General features: G+C 55.8%; 15 protein-coding genes. 3 read left to right on the forward strand and 12 right to left on the reverse strand.

The window, feature by feature from the left end; all coding sequences use genetic code 11:
- Positions 1-129: 129 nt before the first annotated feature.
- Together glpK and AYW79_RS08305 are read right to left on the reverse strand one after the other, a co-directional pair.
- Positions 130-1,638: a glycerol kinase GlpK gene (gene glpK / locus AYW79_RS08300; RefSeq protein ID WP_067564483.1), complete on the reverse strand. Its 1,509-nt coding sequence runs from the start codon at positions 1,636-1,638 to the stop codon at positions 130-132.
- Complete coding sequence (locus AYW79_RS08305) at positions 1,638-2,927, reverse strand: glycosyltransferase family 39 protein (protein WP_067564423.1); 1,290 nt, start codon at positions 2,925-2,927, stop codon at positions 1,638-1,640. Before AYW79_RS08305 ends, glpK begins: the two co-directional genes overlap by 1 nt.
- 246 nt (positions 2,928-3,173) lie before the next feature.
- On the opposite strand from AYW79_RS08305, the gene gnd reads away from it, so the two are divergent.
- Positions 3,174-4,076, forward strand: coding sequence for a phosphogluconate dehydrogenase (NAD(+)-dependent, decarboxylating) (gnd, locus tag AYW79_RS08310; RefSeq protein WP_067564425.1), 903 nt, complete (start codon positions 3,174-3,176; stop codon positions 4,074-4,076).
- Positions 4,077-4,145: 69 nt separating this feature from the next.
- On the opposite strand, the gene AYW79_RS08315 is transcribed toward gnd, so the two are convergent.
- From AYW79_RS08315 to AYW79_RS08340, 6 genes are all read right to left on the reverse strand, one after another.
- Positions 4,146-4,790 carry a cyclase family protein gene (locus tag AYW79_RS08315; protein WP_067564427.1) on the reverse strand — a complete coding sequence of 215 codons (645 nt, stop codon included), beginning with the start codon at positions 4,788-4,790 and terminating at the stop codon, positions 4,146-4,148.
- Positions 4,787-6,355: a glucose-6-phosphate dehydrogenase gene (gene zwf / locus AYW79_RS08320; RefSeq protein ID WP_067564486.1), complete on the reverse strand. Its 1,569-nt coding sequence runs from the start codon at positions 6,353-6,355 to the stop codon at positions 4,787-4,789. Before zwf ends, AYW79_RS08315 begins: the two co-directional genes overlap by 4 nt.
- A gap of 131 nt (positions 6,356-6,486) precedes the next feature.
- Complete coding sequence (gene bioF, locus AYW79_RS08325) at positions 6,487-7,662, reverse strand: 8-amino-7-oxononanoate synthase (RefSeq protein ID WP_067564429.1); 1,176 nt, start codon at positions 7,660-7,662, stop codon at positions 6,487-6,489.
- Positions 7,663-7,692: 30 nt separating this feature from the next.
- Entirely contained in the window at positions 7,693-8,169 is a 477-nt protein-coding gene (locus AYW79_RS08330) for a hypothetical protein (RefSeq protein WP_143216198.1), read from the reverse strand.
- Positions 8,159-9,094, reverse strand: coding sequence for a hypothetical protein (locus AYW79_RS08335; protein ID WP_067564434.1), 936 nt, complete (start codon positions 9,092-9,094; stop codon positions 8,159-8,161). Before AYW79_RS08335 ends, AYW79_RS08330 begins: the two co-directional genes overlap by 11 nt.
- Before the next feature lie 141 nt (positions 9,095-9,235).
- The gene (locus AYW79_RS08340; RefSeq protein WP_067564436.1) at positions 9,236-10,069 is read right to left on the reverse strand and encodes an aldo/keto reductase; all 834 of its coding nucleotides are present in this window, start codon (positions 10,067-10,069) and stop codon (positions 9,236-9,238) included.
- A gap of 174 nt (positions 10,070-10,243) precedes the next feature.
- On the opposite strand from AYW79_RS08340, the gene AYW79_RS08345 reads away from it, so the two are divergent.
- Positions 10,244-11,689 (forward strand): NAD-dependent succinate-semialdehyde dehydrogenase, encoded by a 1,446-nt coding sequence (locus AYW79_RS08345; protein ID WP_067564438.1) that lies wholly within the window; start codon positions 10,244-10,246, stop codon positions 11,687-11,689.
- A gap of 61 nt (positions 11,690-11,750) precedes the next feature.
- On the opposite strand, the gene AYW79_RS08350 is transcribed toward AYW79_RS08345, so the two are convergent.
- From AYW79_RS08350 to AYW79_RS08360, 3 genes are all read right to left on the reverse strand, one after another.
- Complete coding sequence (locus tag AYW79_RS08350) at positions 11,751-12,749, reverse strand: RluA family pseudouridine synthase (RefSeq protein ID WP_067564440.1); 999 nt, start codon at positions 12,747-12,749, stop codon at positions 11,751-11,753.
- The gene (locus AYW79_RS08355; RefSeq protein ID WP_335339623.1) at positions 12,746-14,335 is read right to left on the reverse strand and encodes an ABC-F family ATPase; all 1,590 of its coding nucleotides are present in this window, start codon (positions 14,333-14,335) and stop codon (positions 12,746-12,748) included. Before AYW79_RS08355 ends, AYW79_RS08350 begins: the two co-directional genes overlap by 4 nt.
- A gap of 70 nt (positions 14,336-14,405) precedes the next feature.
- On the reverse strand, positions 14,406-15,329 hold the full coding sequence (locus AYW79_RS08360; protein WP_079290920.1) for a DMT family transporter: 924 nt from the start codon (positions 15,327-15,329) through the stop codon (positions 14,406-14,408).
- A gap of 191 nt (positions 15,330-15,520) precedes the next feature.
- Between AYW79_RS08360 and AYW79_RS08365 the strand changes: the two genes are divergently transcribed.
- Positions 15,521-16,927: an MATE family efflux transporter gene (locus AYW79_RS08365; RefSeq protein WP_067564444.1), complete on the forward strand. Its 1,407-nt coding sequence runs from the start codon at positions 15,521-15,523 to the stop codon at positions 16,925-16,927.
- A 119-nt stretch (positions 16,928-17,046) separates the two neighbouring features.
- Here AYW79_RS08365 and AYW79_RS08370 read toward each other — a convergent pair whose 3' ends face one another.
- Positions 17,047-18,849: a S9 family peptidase gene (locus tag AYW79_RS08370; protein ID WP_067564446.1), complete on the reverse strand. Its 1,803-nt coding sequence runs from the start codon at positions 18,847-18,849 to the stop codon at positions 17,047-17,049.
- Positions 18,850-18,869: the final 20 nt, after the last annotated feature.

The raw sequence follows: 18,869 nt of genomic DNA on the forward strand, positions 1-18,869 counted from the left end.
CAGATTCAACGATTACTGTTCCTACCCTTCCTCCTACAGGGTATGGCTCAATTTGAGGCGCGTATAGATGATTGTCGCGTATCGTTTGCTGTGTCACGTAGGAAACTTAGCCCAAAAGGCCACGATCCATCAAGCGCGGTAGTCACTGCGCGTTCGCGCTACAGCCGACGTCCATCCCTGCCACAGCGCTTCGCGCGGCCCGTGCTCCATGAGCGGACTAAACCTGCGCTCTGCGGCCCAGTGCTTTGCGATTTCTTCACGGGAGTCCCAGTAACCGACCGCCAAACCCGCCAGGTACGCGGCGCCAAGCGCTGTAATCTCGCGAATGCGCGCACGCTCGACAGGCGCGCCAAGCAGATCTGCTTGAAACTGCATCAACAGGTTATTATCGGCCGCCCCCCCATCCACGCGCAGCGTAGACAGCGCAAGACCTGCGTCCCGCTCCATCGCATCAAGCACATCCCGCGTCTGATACGCGAGGGATTCAAGCGTCGCACGCACGATGTGCGCTTGTGTCGTACCGCGCGTCAATCCGTAGATTGCCCCGCGCGCGTCCATATCCCAATACGGTGCGCCAAGCCCGACAAACGCTGGAACAACATATACCCCTTCCGAACTCACGATCGACCTTGCAATCCGCTCCGAATCTGCGCTCGTCTCAAGGATCTTGAGCCCGTCGCGCAACCACTGAATCGCCGCCCCCGCCATAAACACACTGCCTTCGAGCGCATACTCCACCCGCCCGCCGATCGACCACGCGACCGTCGTCAGCAACCCGTGCGCAGAGCGAATCCGCCGCTCGCCCGTGTTCATCAACAAAAAACAGCCCGTCCCATAGGTGTTTTTGACCATGCCCGGCGCAAAGCACGCCTGTCCGAAAAGAGCAGCGTGCTGATCTCCCGCCACCCCAGCAATTGGAACGACAGCGCCGCCCGTAATCGCCGCGTCAAGATTTCCGTATCGCTCACTTGACGAGCGGATCTCTGGCATCATGCAAGAGGGGATCGCCAAGAGCGAAAGCAGGTCATCGTCCCACGAGCCTGTCTCAAGGTTGTAAAGCATCGTGCGCGACGCGTTGGTGTGATCCGTCGCGTGCAGATTCCCACCAGTCAAATGATAAATAAGCCACGTGTCCATCGTGCCAAACAGGATTTCTCCGCGTTCTGCCCGTTTCTGTCCATCAGGAATGGCGTCTAGCAACCAGCGAATCTTGGTCGCCGAGAAATACGCGTCAACGACCAGCCCCGTTTTATCGCGCACCATCGCCTCATTTCCTGCTGCCCGCAATTGGTCGCAGATTTCAGAGGTCTGCCTGCTCTGCCAGACGATCGCGCGATGGAGCGGTCGGCCTGTCGAGCGTTCAAACAAGACGGTGGTCTCCCGCTGATTTGTGATTCCAACACCCGCCAAGTCTGAATACGCGACGCCCGCCGACGCGAGCGCGTCCCTCATCACAGCGAGCACACCTTCCCAGATCTCGTCGGCGTCATGCTCCACCCAGCCTGGTTTTGGAAAGTACTGCGCAAACTCTTTCTTGGCCATCCCGCGAATCGTTCCACGCCGATCGAAGATCATGGCCCTGGTGCTCGTCGTTCCTTGATCAATGGCGAGAATAAAAGATTCACACCGATCGCTCATCATTCGCCCGCCCCTTTTGAGCCCGTATTCTTGCGATGCATCATTCGGTGAAACCATTCGCCAACGCCTATCCATCCCGAACCTGCAAAAAGGGCGAACATCGGCATCATCGGATAGCGAAAGCGACTCCAGGCGGGAAATGCCAGAAAAATGACCGTGTCATAAAAGAGATAGAGAATCACCATCTGCAAGGCGAACTTCGCAGCGGCAGAAAGGTTTCGCCTTACGAAAAATCCGATCAGAGCGAAAATCATAAAACCGTAGTAGGCATACGTGTCAAAGCGCCGCCAGTTCTCAATCACAGGAAAAGGAACATGCGGAAGCTGCGCCAAGAAGGTGTAATGCACGGCGTTTTGATCCGACGCATACAAGTTCCTGATCTTATAAAGTCCATTCTCAAAAAAATTGAGCGGATGATGAAACAGGTAGCGAAAGAATGCGTTCATGCCAATCGCATTCTCCTTGATCTCATTTCCGTGCGCTGCGAGCAGCGGATTTTGTGCAGGATTCCACAGCCAATAAAAGCCTTTGTTCGCGTAGATTCCCTGCCAAAGGTTCACCCCGCCGTTTGTCGAAATAAGAATGAGATGATGCATCGCGATCCAGTTGCGCAAGGTGACTGGCAGGATTGCAAAGGCCATCCCCGCCAACACATAAATGAGCACGCGCGAGTAAAATCGCCACTGCACACGCCGCCAGATCACAGCGATTCCCCACGCCATAAACGGAAAAAGAAGTGGGATCGGACGCACGTCGCAGGCCACGCCAAGCACCACACCCGCACTCCCATAAGCGACCCATGGTCTGCGCATGGCGCTCGCCGGGATCGTAAAGATCGCCAGGAAGATCATCAAGAGAATGGTGAACAATTCTTCCGAGCCAAGTACTGCATTCCACTGGATTTGACTTGGTAACGCGGTATACAATGCGGCAGCGGCGAGCGCGACGCCCTTGCGCGCAAAAATGCGAAACGCCAGCACATAGGTGAGCGCGACAATCCCGACGCTCAAAAGCGCATTCGTAATAAGTCCCACCCAAACGGTTTGCGGAAACACGCGATAGATCAAAGACAAAAAGAACGGATACCCAATCGGCCAGTATGCGGTGTAGCCGCCCGTCGCACGCCGATACCCAAGCCCTTTTGCAAGGTCGACGGCGTGATAAAAATACCAGGCAAAGTCCTCCGACTGCGGCGGGTGCATCCACGCCAAAAAACCGAAACGCAAAACCAGATTGAGCAAAAGAAGCCACAAGAGCCCGCCGTGATTCGCAATACCTCGGTTACGCAAAAATAGTAAAACGGATCTTCCCTCACTTCAGCCAACAAATTGAATCAACCCATAGAATCTGCAAATCAAACACTGCCATAACCCAAGTATCCACGTTTTGCGTCCGTCTTTCAATTCACGTTTTGCAGAAATACGATGCTGCCTGAATCATCTGTTCTGAAATCGTTTTGGATGCGCGATCCAAGTGCGCTACAATAGCCTCATCGTACAGATGGACAGGCTGGCATGAAACAGGAGGATACCCACGTGATCATTGGACTTATAGGACTCGGAAAAATGGGGTTTGCGCTCGGCGAACAAATGTTGGAAAAGGGGCACACCGTTCTCGCGACCGATGTGAGTGAGGCGTCGCGCGCCAGTTTTGAAGAAGTTGGCGGCAAAACGGTGCGCACTTCAGCCGAATTGGTCTCTTCGCTTCAGACTCCGCGCGTCGTATGGTTGATGGTTCCCCAAGGCAAGATCGTGGATCAAGTTTTGTCCGAAATGCTCCCTCGGCTCGACGCAGGTGACATTGTCATCGAGGCGGGAAACTCGCAGTACAAAGACAGCATGCGCCGCGCAAAAGAGGCCAGCGATCACGGGATCGCCTATCTCGATGTCGGCACATCCGGCGGCGTGGAGGGCGCACGCCACGGTGCGTGCTACATGATCGGCGGAGAAAAAGAAGCATTCCTGCGCGCGGAAGAACTCTTTTCAAGCACTGCCGTGAAGGGCGGCTATGCCTATGTCGGTCCATCCGGCAGCGGACACTACGCAAAAATGGTGCACAACGGCATCGAATACGGCATGATGGCCGCGATCGGCGAAGGGTTTGAGATCTTGCAAAAGAGCCCCTTTCCCTATGAATTAGGGGACGTGGCAAACGTGTTTACAAACGGCTCGGTCATCCGCGGGTGGCTGATGGACCTGACGGCGCGCGCCCTCGAAAAAGACCCGAACCTCACCTCCATTCGCGGTGTCATGCACTCTTCCGGCGAGGGCAAGTGGACACTCGAAGAAGCGCTTGACCTGCAGGTGGCATCGCCCGTGATCGCGCTGTCCCTGATGATGCGCTATCGCTCGCAAGAAACAGATACCTTCACAGGCAAAGTAGTCGCGGCGCTGCGCAATGAGTTTGGCGGCCACGCCGTTGAAAAAGCGGGCGAGTAACCTCGCCAAAAAAAGGCCCCGCATGGACGCAAGTTCACGTCCATGCGGGGCTTTTCTTACACCTGCGTGTTACGCACCCTCGCCTGCTGGCGCAGACAAGTCAAACAGTAACACGCGCGCCGGCGCCGCGTCGACGCCTTTTAAGCGAAGCGGTGCGCATACCATCAAGTAGTGGGCGGGAGGCACGGCGCCCAAGCGTAACCCTTCAAGAATCACTACGTTCGCTGAAAAGAGCGCCTTGTGCGTCGGATGCCCATCCTGGCTTCGCTCAATGCCGAGCGCATCAATGCCGACACCCGCGATGCCAATCTCCGCGAGAAACCTTGCACCGCTTTCCTTAAGAAAGACAAACCCCGGATCAAAACCTTCACGCGCTGAGTTGCGCGTCTGAAAAAGCAGGAATTCGCCCGCCTGTATCGTAAATGGCTCAAGGTCTTCACGCGCAATCGCGTCTTCTACATGCGTGAGATTGAGCACGCGGCACGTCGTCACAAGGCGCTCCAAACCGATCGCCTCAATCGGCGCACCGCCTTCAACCATGTGCAGTGGCGCATCGACATGCGTGCCGGTATGCACGTCAAGAGACACGCGCGTCTCTTGAAAGCCATGCGTGGAAAACGCGGCCGTTTGCGCAAAGCTCGGCCGCTTCTCTTCCTTGTCCTTGTAGACCGCCATCTCTGTGACGATGTCCATGGATACGTCATAAAACCTCACGGTGCCACCTCCAGCGTGCGCGCCTGCTGGCGCAAGAGTTCATCTTCGACCGACGATGTGTCTTTCCCATAAACTGGCCACCAGCGATAGCCATCCTTTTCAACCAGCGCGTTTGCCAAATCCGGCCCCCACGTTCCCGCCTCATACGTTTCAAGTGGCGCAGCGCCCTCGCGAAACGCCTCGGCAATCGGATCGACAAACTTCCAGGCGAGCGACACCTCATCCCAGCGCGTAAAGAACGTCGAGTCGCCGCGCATCGCGTCATACAACAAGCGTTCGTACGCCTCTGGCGCGTTGTCCGCATCCTGGCTGAACTCCATCGCAATCGGGACGACTGACCCTTCTGTCCCCGGTTTTTTCGCGTTGAGCTGCATGTACATGCCTTCCGCCGGATTGACGCGAATCACGAGCAGGTTTGGCCCCAGTTGACCGTCGCGATTGAAGTACAGATCGCGCGGCATATCACGAAATTGAATGACAATCTCTGTGGACTTGAGCGCCATTCGCTTTCCTGTGCGCAGATAAAAGGGAACGCCTGCCCAGCGGAAATTATCGATAAAAAGGCGCGCCGCGACAAACGTCTCCGTCTGCGATGCTGCATTAACGCCGTGTTCTTGGCGATACCCAGGCAGTGTCTGCCCTTCTGCGCTTTTCACTCCCGCCGTGTACTGGCCGCGCACCACATTCTCTTTCACATCGTGTGGCCCATAGCGGCGCAGCGAGCGCAGCACCTTTACCTTTTCGTCGCGGATCGCCTCCGTTTTCAGACGACTGGGCGGCTCCATCGCAATCATCATGACCATTTGCAACATATGGTTTTGCACCATGTCCCGCAGCGCCCCGGAGCCTTCGTAATACGAGGCGCGATCTTCCACGCCCACCGTTTCGCTGGATGTGATCTGAACGTTTGCAATGGATCGATTGTTCCAGAGCGGCTCGAACATCGAGTTTGCAAAGCGGATGACCTCGATGTTTTGCACCATCTCCTTGCCAAGATAGTGATCGATCCGATAGATGTCCTCCTCTGCAAACGCCTGGCGCAACTGTTCATTGAGCGCCTGCGCCGTCTCAAAATCGCGACCAAACGGCTTCTCAATGATCAGTCGGCAAAATCCGGGCGACTGAGACAGTCCACACGCCGCGATGGAGAGTGCGACATCCCCGAAAAACTCAGGGGCCATCGCCAAGTAAAACAAGCGATTCGGTGTGCGTCCGTCGCGCTCCAACTCCCGCACGCGCTCGTGCAGCGTGGTGTAGTCAACTTTTCGGTCAGCGTGCACAGCCTGATAGTGCAGGCGCTTGGCGAAAGCAGGGAAACCAACGAGATCCTGCTCGCTAAGCTTTCCGTACGTTAGCAGCGCCTGTCTTACCTCGCTGACAAACGCTTCGTCCGAAAGCGCGCGCCGCGCGGTGCCGACGATGCTTACGCGCTCAGGGAGCATGTCTCGCATGTACATGTGATAGAGGGCTGGATAGAGTTTTCGCCGCGCGAGATCGCCCGTTGCGCCAAAGAGGACGAGTGTATGTTCTGGAGCCAAACCTTCGATTGTATGAATTTCATTCATCTCGTTTACCAAGAGAATCTCCCTTTGCTCTCATTCGCGATGTGAATCGCGAATCATTGGACTGCGATTAACCATCAGGGGAAGTTGAAGACTTCACCTACCAGCTGATAAGTCTCATTGTAGACTTTTCTTTATCTCGACGCGAACGAGGCAAACGCATTCGCCACCGTCTCCACGTCTTCACGCGTATGATCTGCGGTTACCGTCAGACGAATGCGCGATGTGCCTTCAGGGACGCTTGGCGGCCGGATTGCCGGCGCAAAAACACCCATTTGATCCAGGTGCGCGCTGAGCGCAAGCGCCGCACCAGCGTCCCCGATGCGAACAGGGATAATCGGCGTAATCCCTTGCGATGCCGCAAACCCACGCGCTTGCAGCGCCATTCGCAATTCGCGTGCACGACTGTGCATACGCTCTCGGCGCTCTGATTCATCTGCCGCAATGTGCAGCGCGGCGTGCGCACCCGCGATCACTGCAGGACTGAGCGCGGTCGAAAACATAAACGGTCGCGCCGCCTGACGAAGCCATGCGATAAGCGTCTGCGCACCCGCCACATAACCGCCCTCACTGCCCAATGCCTTCGAGAGTGTCCCCACATGCAAGTCAATCTCGTGTGCGGCCATGCCAAAATGCGCGGCCGTCCCTTCACCGCGCGGACCGAGCACACCTGTCGCATGTGCGTCATCAACGATCAAAAGTGCATTCCACGCACGTTTTAGGCGCACCAAATCTGCAAGCGGCGCGAGATCCCCATCCATCGAGAAGACACCGTCCGTGACAATGATGCGAAGACCAGAAACAGGCGTCACCCGCAACTTCTCCTCAAGATCGCTCACATCACCGTGTCTGTACACGACCACACGCGCCCGACTCATGCGACACCCGTCAATCAGACTTGCGTGGTTCAGTTCATCTGAAAATAGGACATCCCCTTCGCGCGCAAACGTCGTCATGACAGCCAAATTCGCCATGTAGCCTGTATTGAAAAGAAGCGCCGCATCCGTGCCGCGATGTTTTGCGAGCGCAATTTCCAGTTGCTCGTGAAGCGCGCTGTGTCCTGTCGTCATGCGCGAACCGGTCGAGCCAAGCCCATGCGTCTCAAGCGCGCCCTGCGCCGCCGCGCGGACGCGCGGATGATGCGCCAGCCCCAAATAATTGTTGGACGCGCAAAGCAGGACGACCCGGTCATCGCGCAGTGCGGTGCGCCCATCCAGCACGCGAAGCGCGCGCAACGCACGCGTCCGTCCCGCTTGCTCGATGGTTTCTAAAACGGTTACTGCACGCTCTGTCCAAGCGCTGGCGCTCATTCTGTCAATCCCTTTCTTTAACACAGAAGCTCAAATTCTCTTGGCGGTGTAGAGCGCTCCAAAAAACACTGCAAGCACCGCAATGTACGCAAACGACATCCACATCGAGTAGACGTTTGCGCCGTGGGAGATGAGAAACATCACGCCGTTGTATCCAGCAAAAAGCAAGATCAATAGTCCTGCGGTGTATGCGCTACGCCAAACCATGCCTTTCATGAAAAAAGCGCGCACGGCGCCGGCACACGTGATCAAAACAAGCAGAACACCAGTACCCGCGTGCGCCGCGAGAATTGGCGGACTGTGAGCGAGCGACCAGTTGAGCGTGACCCAAAGCCCACTCCACGTGCGCGCAGGCGAGATCACAGCATACGGAATCGTCACATAGAGATTGGCGATAATCCCAAAAATGTACTGCAGGGTCAGCAAAAAGAGCACGAACCACGTGAGCTTATTCAATCCACCCGTTTTTCCGCGCATAAAATCCCGCCCTCTGTCCTTACATGCCACTCATGTTACTCATTCCATTCATACTTCCTGACGAGGCTTTCCCAGAAATCATCGCTTTCGTGATGAGCACGCCGCGAAATACGATCTTTTCTTTCCCGATCTGCACGTTCACCGTATAGCTTCCTGGTTTGACTGCGACCGCATTCCCATAGTGATAGTCAGGGATTCCTGTCTTTGAACTGTACATTGGCACGCTTTGCACAATCGTCTTCATGCCTGTCTTCTCCGAGATCAGTTCAATCTTTGGCATTAACCCCAACTCAACCGCACCCGTCTGTCGCGAGAACACGTGCACTTCGAGGTGCATATTCACCTTCTGCCCGTGATCGGTCATCGCCATGGCGGGCATCATGCCGCCTGTTTGCACCATGATATCACCCGTCAAGCCGTGCTTTGCTTGCGCTGCCGTGATCATCGAACCAAGCGGGCCAATCTGTAGACTGACAATCGACGTGGCCGTCTCTTTCTGTTGCTCAGCCGTTCCTTTTGCAATCGGGCCAAGATCTGCCATCGCGATCATCTTTTCCCGCCCGCCTACATCCTCGGAAACCTTGAAGCACCAACCCGTCTCCGGAATAAAGTCAACCTTTGGTACCGTTGTTTCACTCACCCACTGACCATTTTGCCAGACAGGTTTGGCAAGAAGAAATCCCGGTATCGAAGGACCCGCTCCATACGTGCCAAAAGAAAGGGCGTCCATTACGCGAGCACGTCGGCTGACGCCTGCCAACGTCACATTCACACGCATGCCGCCGTGTGGCAAAATGGCCATTTGTACCTTCCCGGATACATTCGTGTGAGCAGATGGCATAAGCATCACCGTCTTTTGTTTTAAACCGAGCGCTTGTTCAGCGGCGAATGACGGCGAAGAGAGCGGCACGGTAAGCGCGAGAAGAAGTGCAACGCGAGAGACCCAAGGTTTCATCTAGTAATCCCACTTTCTGTCGGTCACGAGAGTATGTAAAAAGTTGGCTTTAGTCTAGCACACCGCGCCCACAGAAAAAAGGAAGAGTTTCCTCTTCCTTTTTAAAACAGAAAATAAAAAAACATAGCGCCTCAGGGAGGATCAAAAGTTCACATTGTACGGGTCATACTCAAAGCTGCGTTTGTTTTCATTAAGTGCATCGATGCGCGCTACCTCATCCGCCGTCAATGAAAAGTCAAACAGGTTCGCATTTTCCGCGATCCGCTCTCTGTGCACGGACTTTGGAATCGTGACAACCCCTTTTTCAAGGTCCCAGCGCAGCACAATTTGCGCAGGCGTCTTTCCATACTTCTCGCTCAGTTCAACGATGACCGGCTTTGTGAGCAATTCTCCACCGCGCATGAGCGGTGACCACGCTTCCATCTGAATGCCTTCTTTTTTGCAGAAATCGTAGATCGGCTGCTCCGTCAAAAGAGGATGAAACTCCACCTGATTGACCATCGGCTTGATCGTTCCATTTTTCATCACATCTTCCAAGTGCTCGACCTGAAAGTTGCTCACGCCAATCGCGCGCACGCGCCCGTCACGGTAAAGCTTTTCAAGCGCCCGCCACGTGTCATTGTATTTTCCCGCAATCGCCCAGTGAATCAGGTAAAGATCAAGATACTCAAGCCCGAGTTTCGCCATGCTCTCATCAAACGCTGCGAGCGTGGACTCATAGCCTTGACGCGCGTTCCACACTTTCGTCGTGATAAAGAGATCTTCACGTTTCGCGCCGCTGTCCTTGATCGCTGCGCCAACCCCGACCTCATTGCCATAGATCGCCGCCGTGTCGATACTACGGTAACCAAGCTCAATCGCCGCGCGCACAGCCTGCTCAACTTCTTGGCCATCCTTTGCCTGCCAAACACCAAGTCCTACCCATGGCATTTTTATTCCATTATGGAGTGTTGTGCAATCTGCGAGATTTTTCATAAAAGTTCCTCCTCGAGTGATCTCTAGGTGTTCCCAAGCCATAAGGTATAGCCTACACAAATTGACGTGCGTTGTACACTAAGAAAAGAACAGTACGCCGCCAGGTCGATTAAAATGCACAACAAAACGGCGCGCGCTTTACAGAATAAAAGCCATTCTAAGGAGGGATTCACCATGCAACTTGGCGAGTACAAAAACTACATCGCTGGCGTTTTCACAGACGGTGAAGCAACGGAGACGTTCGACGTCCTCAATCCCGCCACAGAGGAAGTACTCGCAACCGTTTCAAACGCCACGCCAGGAGATGTCGTACGCGCCGTCACGGCAGCGACCGACGCGCAGCCTATATTTGCCGACGAGCCCGCGCATGAGCGCGCAAACCTCCTTCGTGGTGCCGCTGCACGCATGCGTGAAAGATCCGAGCACCTCGCGCGCATCATGACACTGGAAGAGGGCAAGCCGCTCGCCGAGGCGCGCGGCGAAGTGCTTTATGCCGCCTCGTTTCTCGACTGGTTTGCCGAAGAGGGCAAGCGCGTGTACGGTGACATGATCCCTTCGAGCAGCGTAGACAAACGCATTCTCGTCTTCAAGCGGCCCGTGGGCGTGACCGCCGCCATCACGCCGTGGAATTTTCCTGCCGCGATGATCACGCGCAAACTGGCGCCAGCCCTCGCCGCCGGATGTGCAATGATCATCAAACCATCCGAACTCACACCGCTATCCGCGCTTGAGATTGCTCGCATCTTTGACGAAGTTGGCCTGCCAAAAGGCGTGCTCTCCGTGCTTGCAAGCCGTGACCCAGTTCCAATCGTAAAACCCCTGATGGACGATCCGCGCGTGCGCAAAATATCGTTTACTGGATCGACGGAAGTCGGGAAAATCCTGATGCGGCAAGCTGCGGACACCGTGAAACGCCTCTCCCTTGAACTCGGCGGACACGCGCCACTAATTGTGTTTGAAGACGCAAATCTTGAGACGGCAGTCGCACAGACGCTCGCTTGCAAAATGCGCGGGATGGGGGAAACCTGCGTTTCGGCCAATCGCATCTACGTTCAACGCAGCATCTACGACGCATTCACGGAGCGCTTCACATCTCTCATGCAAGCGATGAAAACGGGCGACGGTCTAGATCCAGGCGTTTCCGTAGGCCCGCTCGTAGAGTCAGCTGCGCTTGAAAAAGTAGAACGCCACGTGCAAGACGCGCTCGACAAAGGCGCACAGCTCTTACTCGGTGGAACGCGCGTCGGGGCGCGCGGCTATTTCTATTCGCCGACGGTCTTAAAGGGCGTCGATCACTCGATGCTCATCGCAAAAGAGGAGACGTTCGGGCCGGTTGCCGCCATCCTGCCGTTTGACACGGAAGAAGAAGTGCTAAAGGCGGCAAACGATTCACCCTTTGGCCTTGCATCCTACCTCTTCACGCGGGATATCGGGCGCATCTTTCGCATGGCAGAACACCTCGAATACGGGATTATCGGCATCAACGACGGAATTCCCTCCACCGCGCAAGCGCCTTTTGGCGGCGTGAAGGCGTCTGGCCTGGGACGCGAAGGAAGCAAGTACGGCATCGAAGAGTATCTCGATATCAAATACGTCTCTCTCGGTGGCATCAACGCGTAAGTAAAAACCGCACCCCGGACAGCGCTAGGCGTCCAAGGTGCGGTTTTTACACTCACTTCTGCTATTTCTTTTCTGGGAAAAGTTTTTGGAAGCCGTACGGCAGATCCGTCTCAAAGCGCAGCACGTCGTTTCGCACAGGATGCTTAAACTCAAGCGTCAACGCGTGAAGTCCCAGACGCCCAAGCGGATTGTGCTTTGACCCGTAGCGGCGATCGCCAACGACGCTGTGCCCAAAATGTTCCATCTGCACGCGAATCTGATTCTTTTTCCCTGTCTCAAGTTCCACATACAAAAGCGAATACGCGCGCGTGGAGCGCGCGACGCGATAGGAGAGCGTCGCTTTTTCCGCGCCCTCGATGGCGCCTGTCACGTACATTTTCTGGCTCTGATTCTCTTTGAGCCACGCGGTGAGCGTACCTTCGAGCGGTGTGACACGCCCCTCAACGACTGTCGCGTAAGAGCGAGACAAAACATAGTCGCGCCAGTGATCCTGAAGCGCCCGTTTCACGCGCTCCGTTTTCGCAAACATCATGAGACCTGACGTGTCGCGATCGAGTCGGTGCACCACGAAAATGCGCGGATCGCGCGCTTCTGTCGCACCGCGCACCGCGCGCGACTCGGGACGAATCGCCGTCTTTGTGGCAGTCCCTTGGCGCGAGCGCGCAAGGTGGCTGCTTCCCCGCGGCGCAGACTGTGGCGCTTTCTCACGCACATAGTCAGACAGAATGTGATACGCGGTGCGATCGCGCTCTTTTTCCGAGGCGATCGAGAGAAGCCCCGGCGGCTTGTCAATCACCAGCAAGTGATCATCCTCGTAAACGATGCGAATACCGTGAAGATTGCGCACCGCAGAACCGCGCGCATCGGTGATCTGCACCTGCTGTCCGCGCAAAAGCGGGTGGTCATGGCGCGTCACGATGCGGCCGTCGACCGATACTTGACGATGCGTGAGATAGGACTTGATCTTGTTGCGACCCCTGCCGTCTTCCACCTCAAGCAAGAATTCGAGCAGCGGTACCGCACGCATGACAGGGTACGAGCGAACAGAACCCCCACTCATACCGCCACCAGGTTCGGGCGCTTTGCGAGATACTCGTCATACGATCCCACAAAGTCAATCAAGCCGTTTGGCGTCACCTCAATGATGCGGTTCGCCACATCCGTGACGAGTTGGCGCGCGTGCGAGACGAAAATGACACAGCCCGGAAACTCGATCAGCGACTTTGTGAGCGCGTCGATCGCTTCAAGATCGAGATGGTTCGTCGGTTCGTCAAGCAGCAGCACGTTGCCTTGTTCGAGCAACATCTTGCCAATCATCAAGCGCGCCGCCTCACCGCCTGACAGCACTTCGGTCGACTTGTGCACCTCGTCTTTTGAGAAGAGCATGCGGCCGAGAATGCTGCGAATCGTCTGCTGATCCGCCTCGTGATCAAAGCCGCGCAGCCACTCGTAGACCGTCGTGTCGTGTGGGATGGTGTCGCTGTGATCCTGCGTAAAGTAGCTCGGTTGCGCCGACTTGCCCCAGACGACCGTGCCCTCATCCACTCCCACTTCACCCATCATGCAGTTGAGCAAGGTCGTTTTTCCCACACCGTTTGCCCCGATAATCGCGACTTTGTCGCCCTGGACGATGTCGAGATTAACATTTTTGAGAACCTGTAGATCACTATACGACTTGCTGACGCCGCTCATCGTGACCACTTGCTTACCGAGTTGCTGTTTAGGTGTGAACTTGATATACGGAGAGACGCGTGAAGACGGGCGGATCTCCTGAATCTCAATCTTCTCGATCTGCTTTTGGCGGCTCGTCGCCTGTTTCGCCTTCGACTTGTTCGCCGAAAAACGCGCCACAAACTCGCGCAACTCCGCGATTTTTTCAAGGTTTCTCGAATTGTCCGCCAGCTGTTGCTCGCGTGAGAGTGAACTCGCCGCGACAAAATAGTCGTAGTTGCCAGAGAACATCGTGATCTGTTTGTAGTCCACGTCTACCATGTGTGTACAGACCGTGTTCAAAAAGTGACGATCGTGCGAGATGATGATCATCGTGCCTTTGTGATCCTGCAAAAATTCTTCCAGCCAGCGAATCGTGTCAATGTCAAGGTGGTTCGTCGGTTCGTCGAGAAGGAGAATGTCCGGACGGCCAAAGAGCACCTGCGCGAGCAACACGCGCAGCTTCCAACCGCCGTTCATGCTCGACATGAGTTCCGTGTGTTTCTCGACTGGGATGCCGAGTCCTTCGAGAAGCTCTGCGGCAAAGTACTCGGCGGAGTAGCCATCCATATCCGCGTAAGAGCTCTCAAGCTCGCCGACGCGCAAACCCTCTTCCTGCGTCATCTCCGGCAGCGCATAGAGCCGCTCCCGCTCCTGCATGACCTCCCAGAGTTCGGGATAGCCCATCAGGACGGTGTCAAGCACGCGGAAGTCGTCAAACGCATAGTGATCCTGACGCAACACCCCGACGCGCAGTCCCGGCTCGATCGTCACCGTTCCTGTCGACGGCTCAAAATCACCGACCAGTATTTTCATAAACGTCGACTTTCCGGCGCCGTTTGCGCCGATCAGTCCATAGCGGTTGCCTTGATCAAATCCCAAGTTTACATTTTCAAACAAAATGCGGCTTCCAAAGGAAACCGACAAATTTTTCACACGAATCAATCCGTGACGCCCCTTCCCAATCAAAACTCCATTCTTCCATCATACCACGAATCACGTCATTTCACGCAGATCCTTCGAAACCTTCTTGAAGCGGCAGGGGTGAGACTTTTCGCAACGCCTGCGAATTGGCGACAAAAACGCCTGAGAGCACCAATAGACCACCCACCACCTGACTCGCGGTAATCGCGTCGCGCAAAATAAAATGTCCAGCGAGCAGCGCGATGAAAGGCGGGAGATTCATAAACATCGCAGCTGCCCCCGCGCCGATCACCGCGACGCCGCGATTCCACCAGAACCCAGCGAGGCCCTGCGCGACGACGCCGGCAAGCGCGAGCAGCACCCACGGAAAAACGCCTGTCGCAAGATGGCTTTGGTGAAACGCCGCCTCGACGCCAGCGGCGGGCGCCATAAACGTCGTCCCGATCCACGTCGAAACGATTGTGATCGTGTAGGTCGGCATCGTTTTGGTAAGCGAGCGGACAAACAAGATGCTGATGGAAAGTGTGAGCATCGCGCCAAGCAGGTAGAAATCCCCCACCGAAGCGCTGAGCCGGCTTCCGCCCATCCCGACGATGATCAAAACGCCGACCACGCCCAACGCCACACCGACAAGCTTTGACGGCGTCATGCGCACGCCAAACAAGGCGCGCTCAAGGATGGCGGTTGCCACGGGCGCCAGTGCGATGATGAGTGACGCATTTGCGGCGGTCGACTGCCGCAGCCCTGTGAAATAAAGCGTTTGGTTTAGCAGCGTGCCAAAAATTCCACTCCCTAATAGAAGGTAAATTTCCGGGCGCGTGGGAAAGCGGAGTCCGCCGCGCGCGAGTGCGAGCGTCAAAAAGAAGAGCGATGTCATCACGAGACGAGCAAACGAGAGGAAAATGGGAGAAAAGTCGCCAAGCAGATAGGCGCTGATCACATAATTGCATCCCCATAAAAATGAGACGGCGAATAGGCCCGCCAAAGCCACTTTCTGTTCATTCACTGAGGCTTATTCTCCCGAAATAAAAATGAGCCGCTAAAAAAGATAAATTGCGACACGTTTTAGGATACAAGAGAACCTCGTGTCCGGCAAGTCGCTAATCTTGGCAAAATCATGGCGAAATCCGCTCATTCCCTTGCGGCTTTTCCCTTTTCTGAATTTTTTTGAACACACATTTCGTGACTCGTGCTATAGTGAAGCTCAACCTTTACGAATGCTTTTTATCGTTTGATAAGGAGTGCTCCGTCATTTCGATCTACCGTCAAATTCTCTCCCTGTCGTGGCCAATTCTCCTTGAAATGACGGCGCAAACGACCATTAATAACCTCAATTTATGGGTGGTGAGCCACCTAGGTTCAACGATCGTGGCGTCCGTTGGCCTCACCGGGGCGCTGATTGCCGCACTCAGCATCTTGCTTAGCATCGTCGGTTTGGGCGCGACCGTACTGATCGCTCAGTTTCGCGGCGCAAATCATCCACAGAAGGCCACAGCGTTTGCCGTCGACGCGCTGCGGCTCAATCTCGTCATCGCTACTTTGCTCACACTCCTTTTGATCGCAGGCATCCCCGTCTGGTTTGCAATTCTGCATGTCCCATCGTCCATTGTCGCGACAACGCGCGCCTACTTGACGTTTATGGCGATTCTTCTGCCGTTCTCTTCGTGGATCGGCATCAGTGGCGGAATTCTGCGAAGTTTTGGCGCGACACGCGTAGTGTTCTATCAAACTCTTCTCGTCATCGGTGTCACCGCGCTATTTAATCTGCTCTTTGTCACAGGACTGTGGAACGCTCCGCGACTCGGCTTGACCGGACTTTATCTTGCTAACGCGAGCGGGGCTATGGCCGGCGTGATCTACTCATTCCTTCTGCTCGCGCGACACCTTCCGACCCCCGTCACGCGGCGGATGATTCTGCGCGGGTCTGGGCAGGCGATGGCTGTACTGCGCGTCGGGTTGCCATCCGCGCTTGAGCTCGGGAGTTATCAATTTACGCAGTTTTTTCTCGTCAGCCTGATTGCGCGACTTGGTGCAAACGCGGTTGCCACGCGCGTCTATGCCATTTCTATTGAATCCGCATCCTTTTTGTTTGGTCTTGGCATCGCGCAGGGTGTCTCGATTCTCGTCGGTCACGAGGCAGGAAAAGGCGCGTTTCATCCCGCCCGCCGCATCGCATGGTCAGGTGTCACACTTGGAGTGAGCGGAATGTCACTCCTCGCTTTGCTGCTCTTCATTTTTGCCCATTCACTGATCACGCTTTTCACGGCAGATCCAGAAGTGGTGCGTCTTGGCGCGCGAGTGCTCCAGATCATCGCGCTTGCGCAACCGGCAAAAGCACTCAACATGATCATTGGCGGCGCATTGCGCGGAGCGGGTGACAACCGCTGGCTCATGTGGAACAGTGGAATGTTTGTATGGATCTCAGTGCTCGCCGCATGGCTCTTTGGGTTCCCGCTCGGACTCGGACTGGCGGGAATTTGGTGGGGGATGTGCCTAGACGAGTGGGTGCGCGCAGCGCTCCTTTTTTCGCGACTGCGCGGAAAGGGCTGGGAGAATCGCCAACTCACCCATGTTGACACAGCGCCTGAGACTGCAGCGCGGTGAACTGCGTGATCCGCGCAAGGGCGGTTTCACACTGGGCATTTGTAAAACGCGTGCGCGCAGAAGGGGTCCCAGTTTTCGTCAGGTCGCCATCCGCACGCACACCTTTTCTCACACGCGAGTTACTTCAAATAGCGATCCAGAAACGCGGCGATCGCCGTGTACGTCTTGATGCGATTCGGGAGCTTCACGACACCATGCCCCTCGTCTTCAAAGCGCAAGTATTCAACCGGATGCTCTCGCTTCTGGAGCGCTTCGACGATTTGTTCTGCCTCGCTGATCGGAACGCGCGGGTCATTCGCGCCGTGGATGACGATCATCGGTGCGGTGATGCGATCCACGTGGTGAATCGGCGAAATCTCGTCAAAGAAATCACCGTCTGCCTCCACGGTTCCATACTCACACTCGCGCAGGTGACGGCGGTACGGACTGGTGTTCTCGATAAACGTCCGCAGATTGGCAATTCCCACAAGATCGACGCCCGCCGCAAACCGATCTGGGTAGTGCGTCACTGCCGCCAGCACCATAAACCCGCCGTAGCTTCCGCCCATCACCGCAATCGCATCGCGGCGCGCATTCCCGTGTTCGCACAGCCAGTCGACTGCGTGCGCCAGATCGGCCACCGAGTCCATCCGCTTTCGCACATCGTCAAGGTGCAGATAGGTGCGCCCATACCCCGAACTTCCGCGCACATTGGGTGCGAGCACCGCATAGCCGCACTGCACAAAATACTGGCGCAGCGCTGGGAAGAGGTTCGTGCTCTGCCCTTCTGGACCGCCGTGAACGTCTACGATCACCGGGAAGGGACCGTCGCCTTTTGGCTTGTAATAGTAGGCCTTGATCATGAGTCCATCCAATGACGGATACGCGATCAACTCCGGCTCAACAAACGAGTCGTGCGGCACACTGCCTTCGGAAGCAAAAGTAAGGCGCCAGACGTCGCCGCGGTCTAAAGCCACGCGCCACACCTCGACAGCATGCAGTGGGCTGCTGACTGTCACATCGACGTGCGCGCCATCCTTTGAAAGGTCGAAATCGACTACGGTTCCGACGGGGAGCCCCTCCACCCGCCGCGCGCCGCCTGTACGATCTCGATCAAGCACAAAAAGCGCCGATGTACCATCCTCATTGACACTGTAGACCAGACGCTTTCCACCTTGCGCCGCCTCCAATTGCTCCACGTCCCACAAATCATCCGTCAGATACGTGAGTGCGAGCGTCTCAAGGTCGAGCGTCGCAAGCCTAGCAAACTCCGAATCAAGGTCCGTGATCAGATGCACCATGCGTCCGTCTGCAGCTGCACGCGGATGCGAGAAATGCGCATCCCCTTGGTGGTGTGTGAGGTGGAGCGCGTCACCGCTTTCAATGTCGACCAGAAACAAATCGGCGTTGACGTTTGTATGCATGCGCAGCGCAAACACACTGCGGTCATCCGCGCTGAACCCCGCCGCATAATTGGTGTCATCCGTCTCAAAAACACAGCGACTCACGCGCGTCTCAAGGTCATAGACGTACACATCAAAGTGCACGTCATCGCGTGCGTTTGACGCATAGACAAACTGTTTGCCAGTCGACGAAAAGCCGCCGAACTGATGAACGTGCGCCATGTCACTCGTGAGGTTCTCCACCGTCTGTCCATCGTGTGAAACGAGGTAGATCTGCGCGCGTTCACTGCCGCCAACGTCAGACGAAACGATCAGGTACGGTTCTGTCGGGTGTGCATAGACACCCATGACGCGATCGTCAAAAAACGTAACCTGAACGGGCCACGGAATCGCTTCGCAAAGACGGTACACCTGCGGCGCCGCGCTCATCGTGCTAAGAAAAAACATCGTTTTCTCATCGTGCGAACGCGTCGCACTGTAGGCCGCGCGAATTTGCATATAGCGCGCGCAACTCAATCCTCCACTCAGCTTGTCTGCCATCTTTTAGCATCCTCTCTGTG

The sequence above is a fragment of the Ferroacidibacillus organovorans genome (assembly GCF_001642725.1).
GTDB lineage: Bacteria > Bacillota > Bacilli > Alicyclobacillales > SLC66 > Ferroacidibacillus > Ferroacidibacillus organovorans.

What these genes read in the sequence shown, in the direction of transcription:
- zwf (WP_067564486.1), bottom strand. Translation starts at nt 6,355, where the DNA reads ATGAATGAAATTCATACAATCGAAGGTTTGGCTCCAGAACATACACTC.
- bioF (WP_067564429.1), bottom strand. Translation starts at nt 7,662, where the DNA reads ATGAGCGCCAGCGCTTGGACAGAGCGTGCAGTAACCGTTTTAGAAACC.
- AYW79_RS08370 (WP_067564446.1), bottom strand. Translation starts at nt 18,849, where the DNA reads ATGGCAGACAAGCTGAGTGGAGGATTGAGTTGCGCGCGCTATATGCAA.
- AYW79_RS08345 (WP_067564438.1), top strand. Translation starts at nt 10,244, where the DNA reads ATGCAACTTGGCGAGTACAAAAACTACATCGCTGGCGTTTTCACAGAC.
- AYW79_RS08340 (WP_067564436.1), bottom strand. Translation starts at nt 10,069, where the DNA reads ATGAAAAATCTCGCAGATTGCACAACACTCCATAATGGAATAAAAATG.
- glpK (WP_067564483.1), bottom strand. Translation starts at nt 1,638, where the DNA reads ATGAGCGATCGGTGTGAATCTTTTATTCTCGCCATTGATCAAGGAACG.
- AYW79_RS08335 (WP_067564434.1), bottom strand. Translation starts at nt 9,094, where the DNA reads ATGAAACCTTGGGTCTCTCGCGTTGCACTTCTTCTCGCGCTTACCGTG.
- AYW79_RS08350 (WP_067564440.1), bottom strand. Translation starts at nt 12,749, where the DNA reads ATGAGTGGGGGTTCTGTTCGCTCGTACCCTGTCATGCGTGCGGTACCG.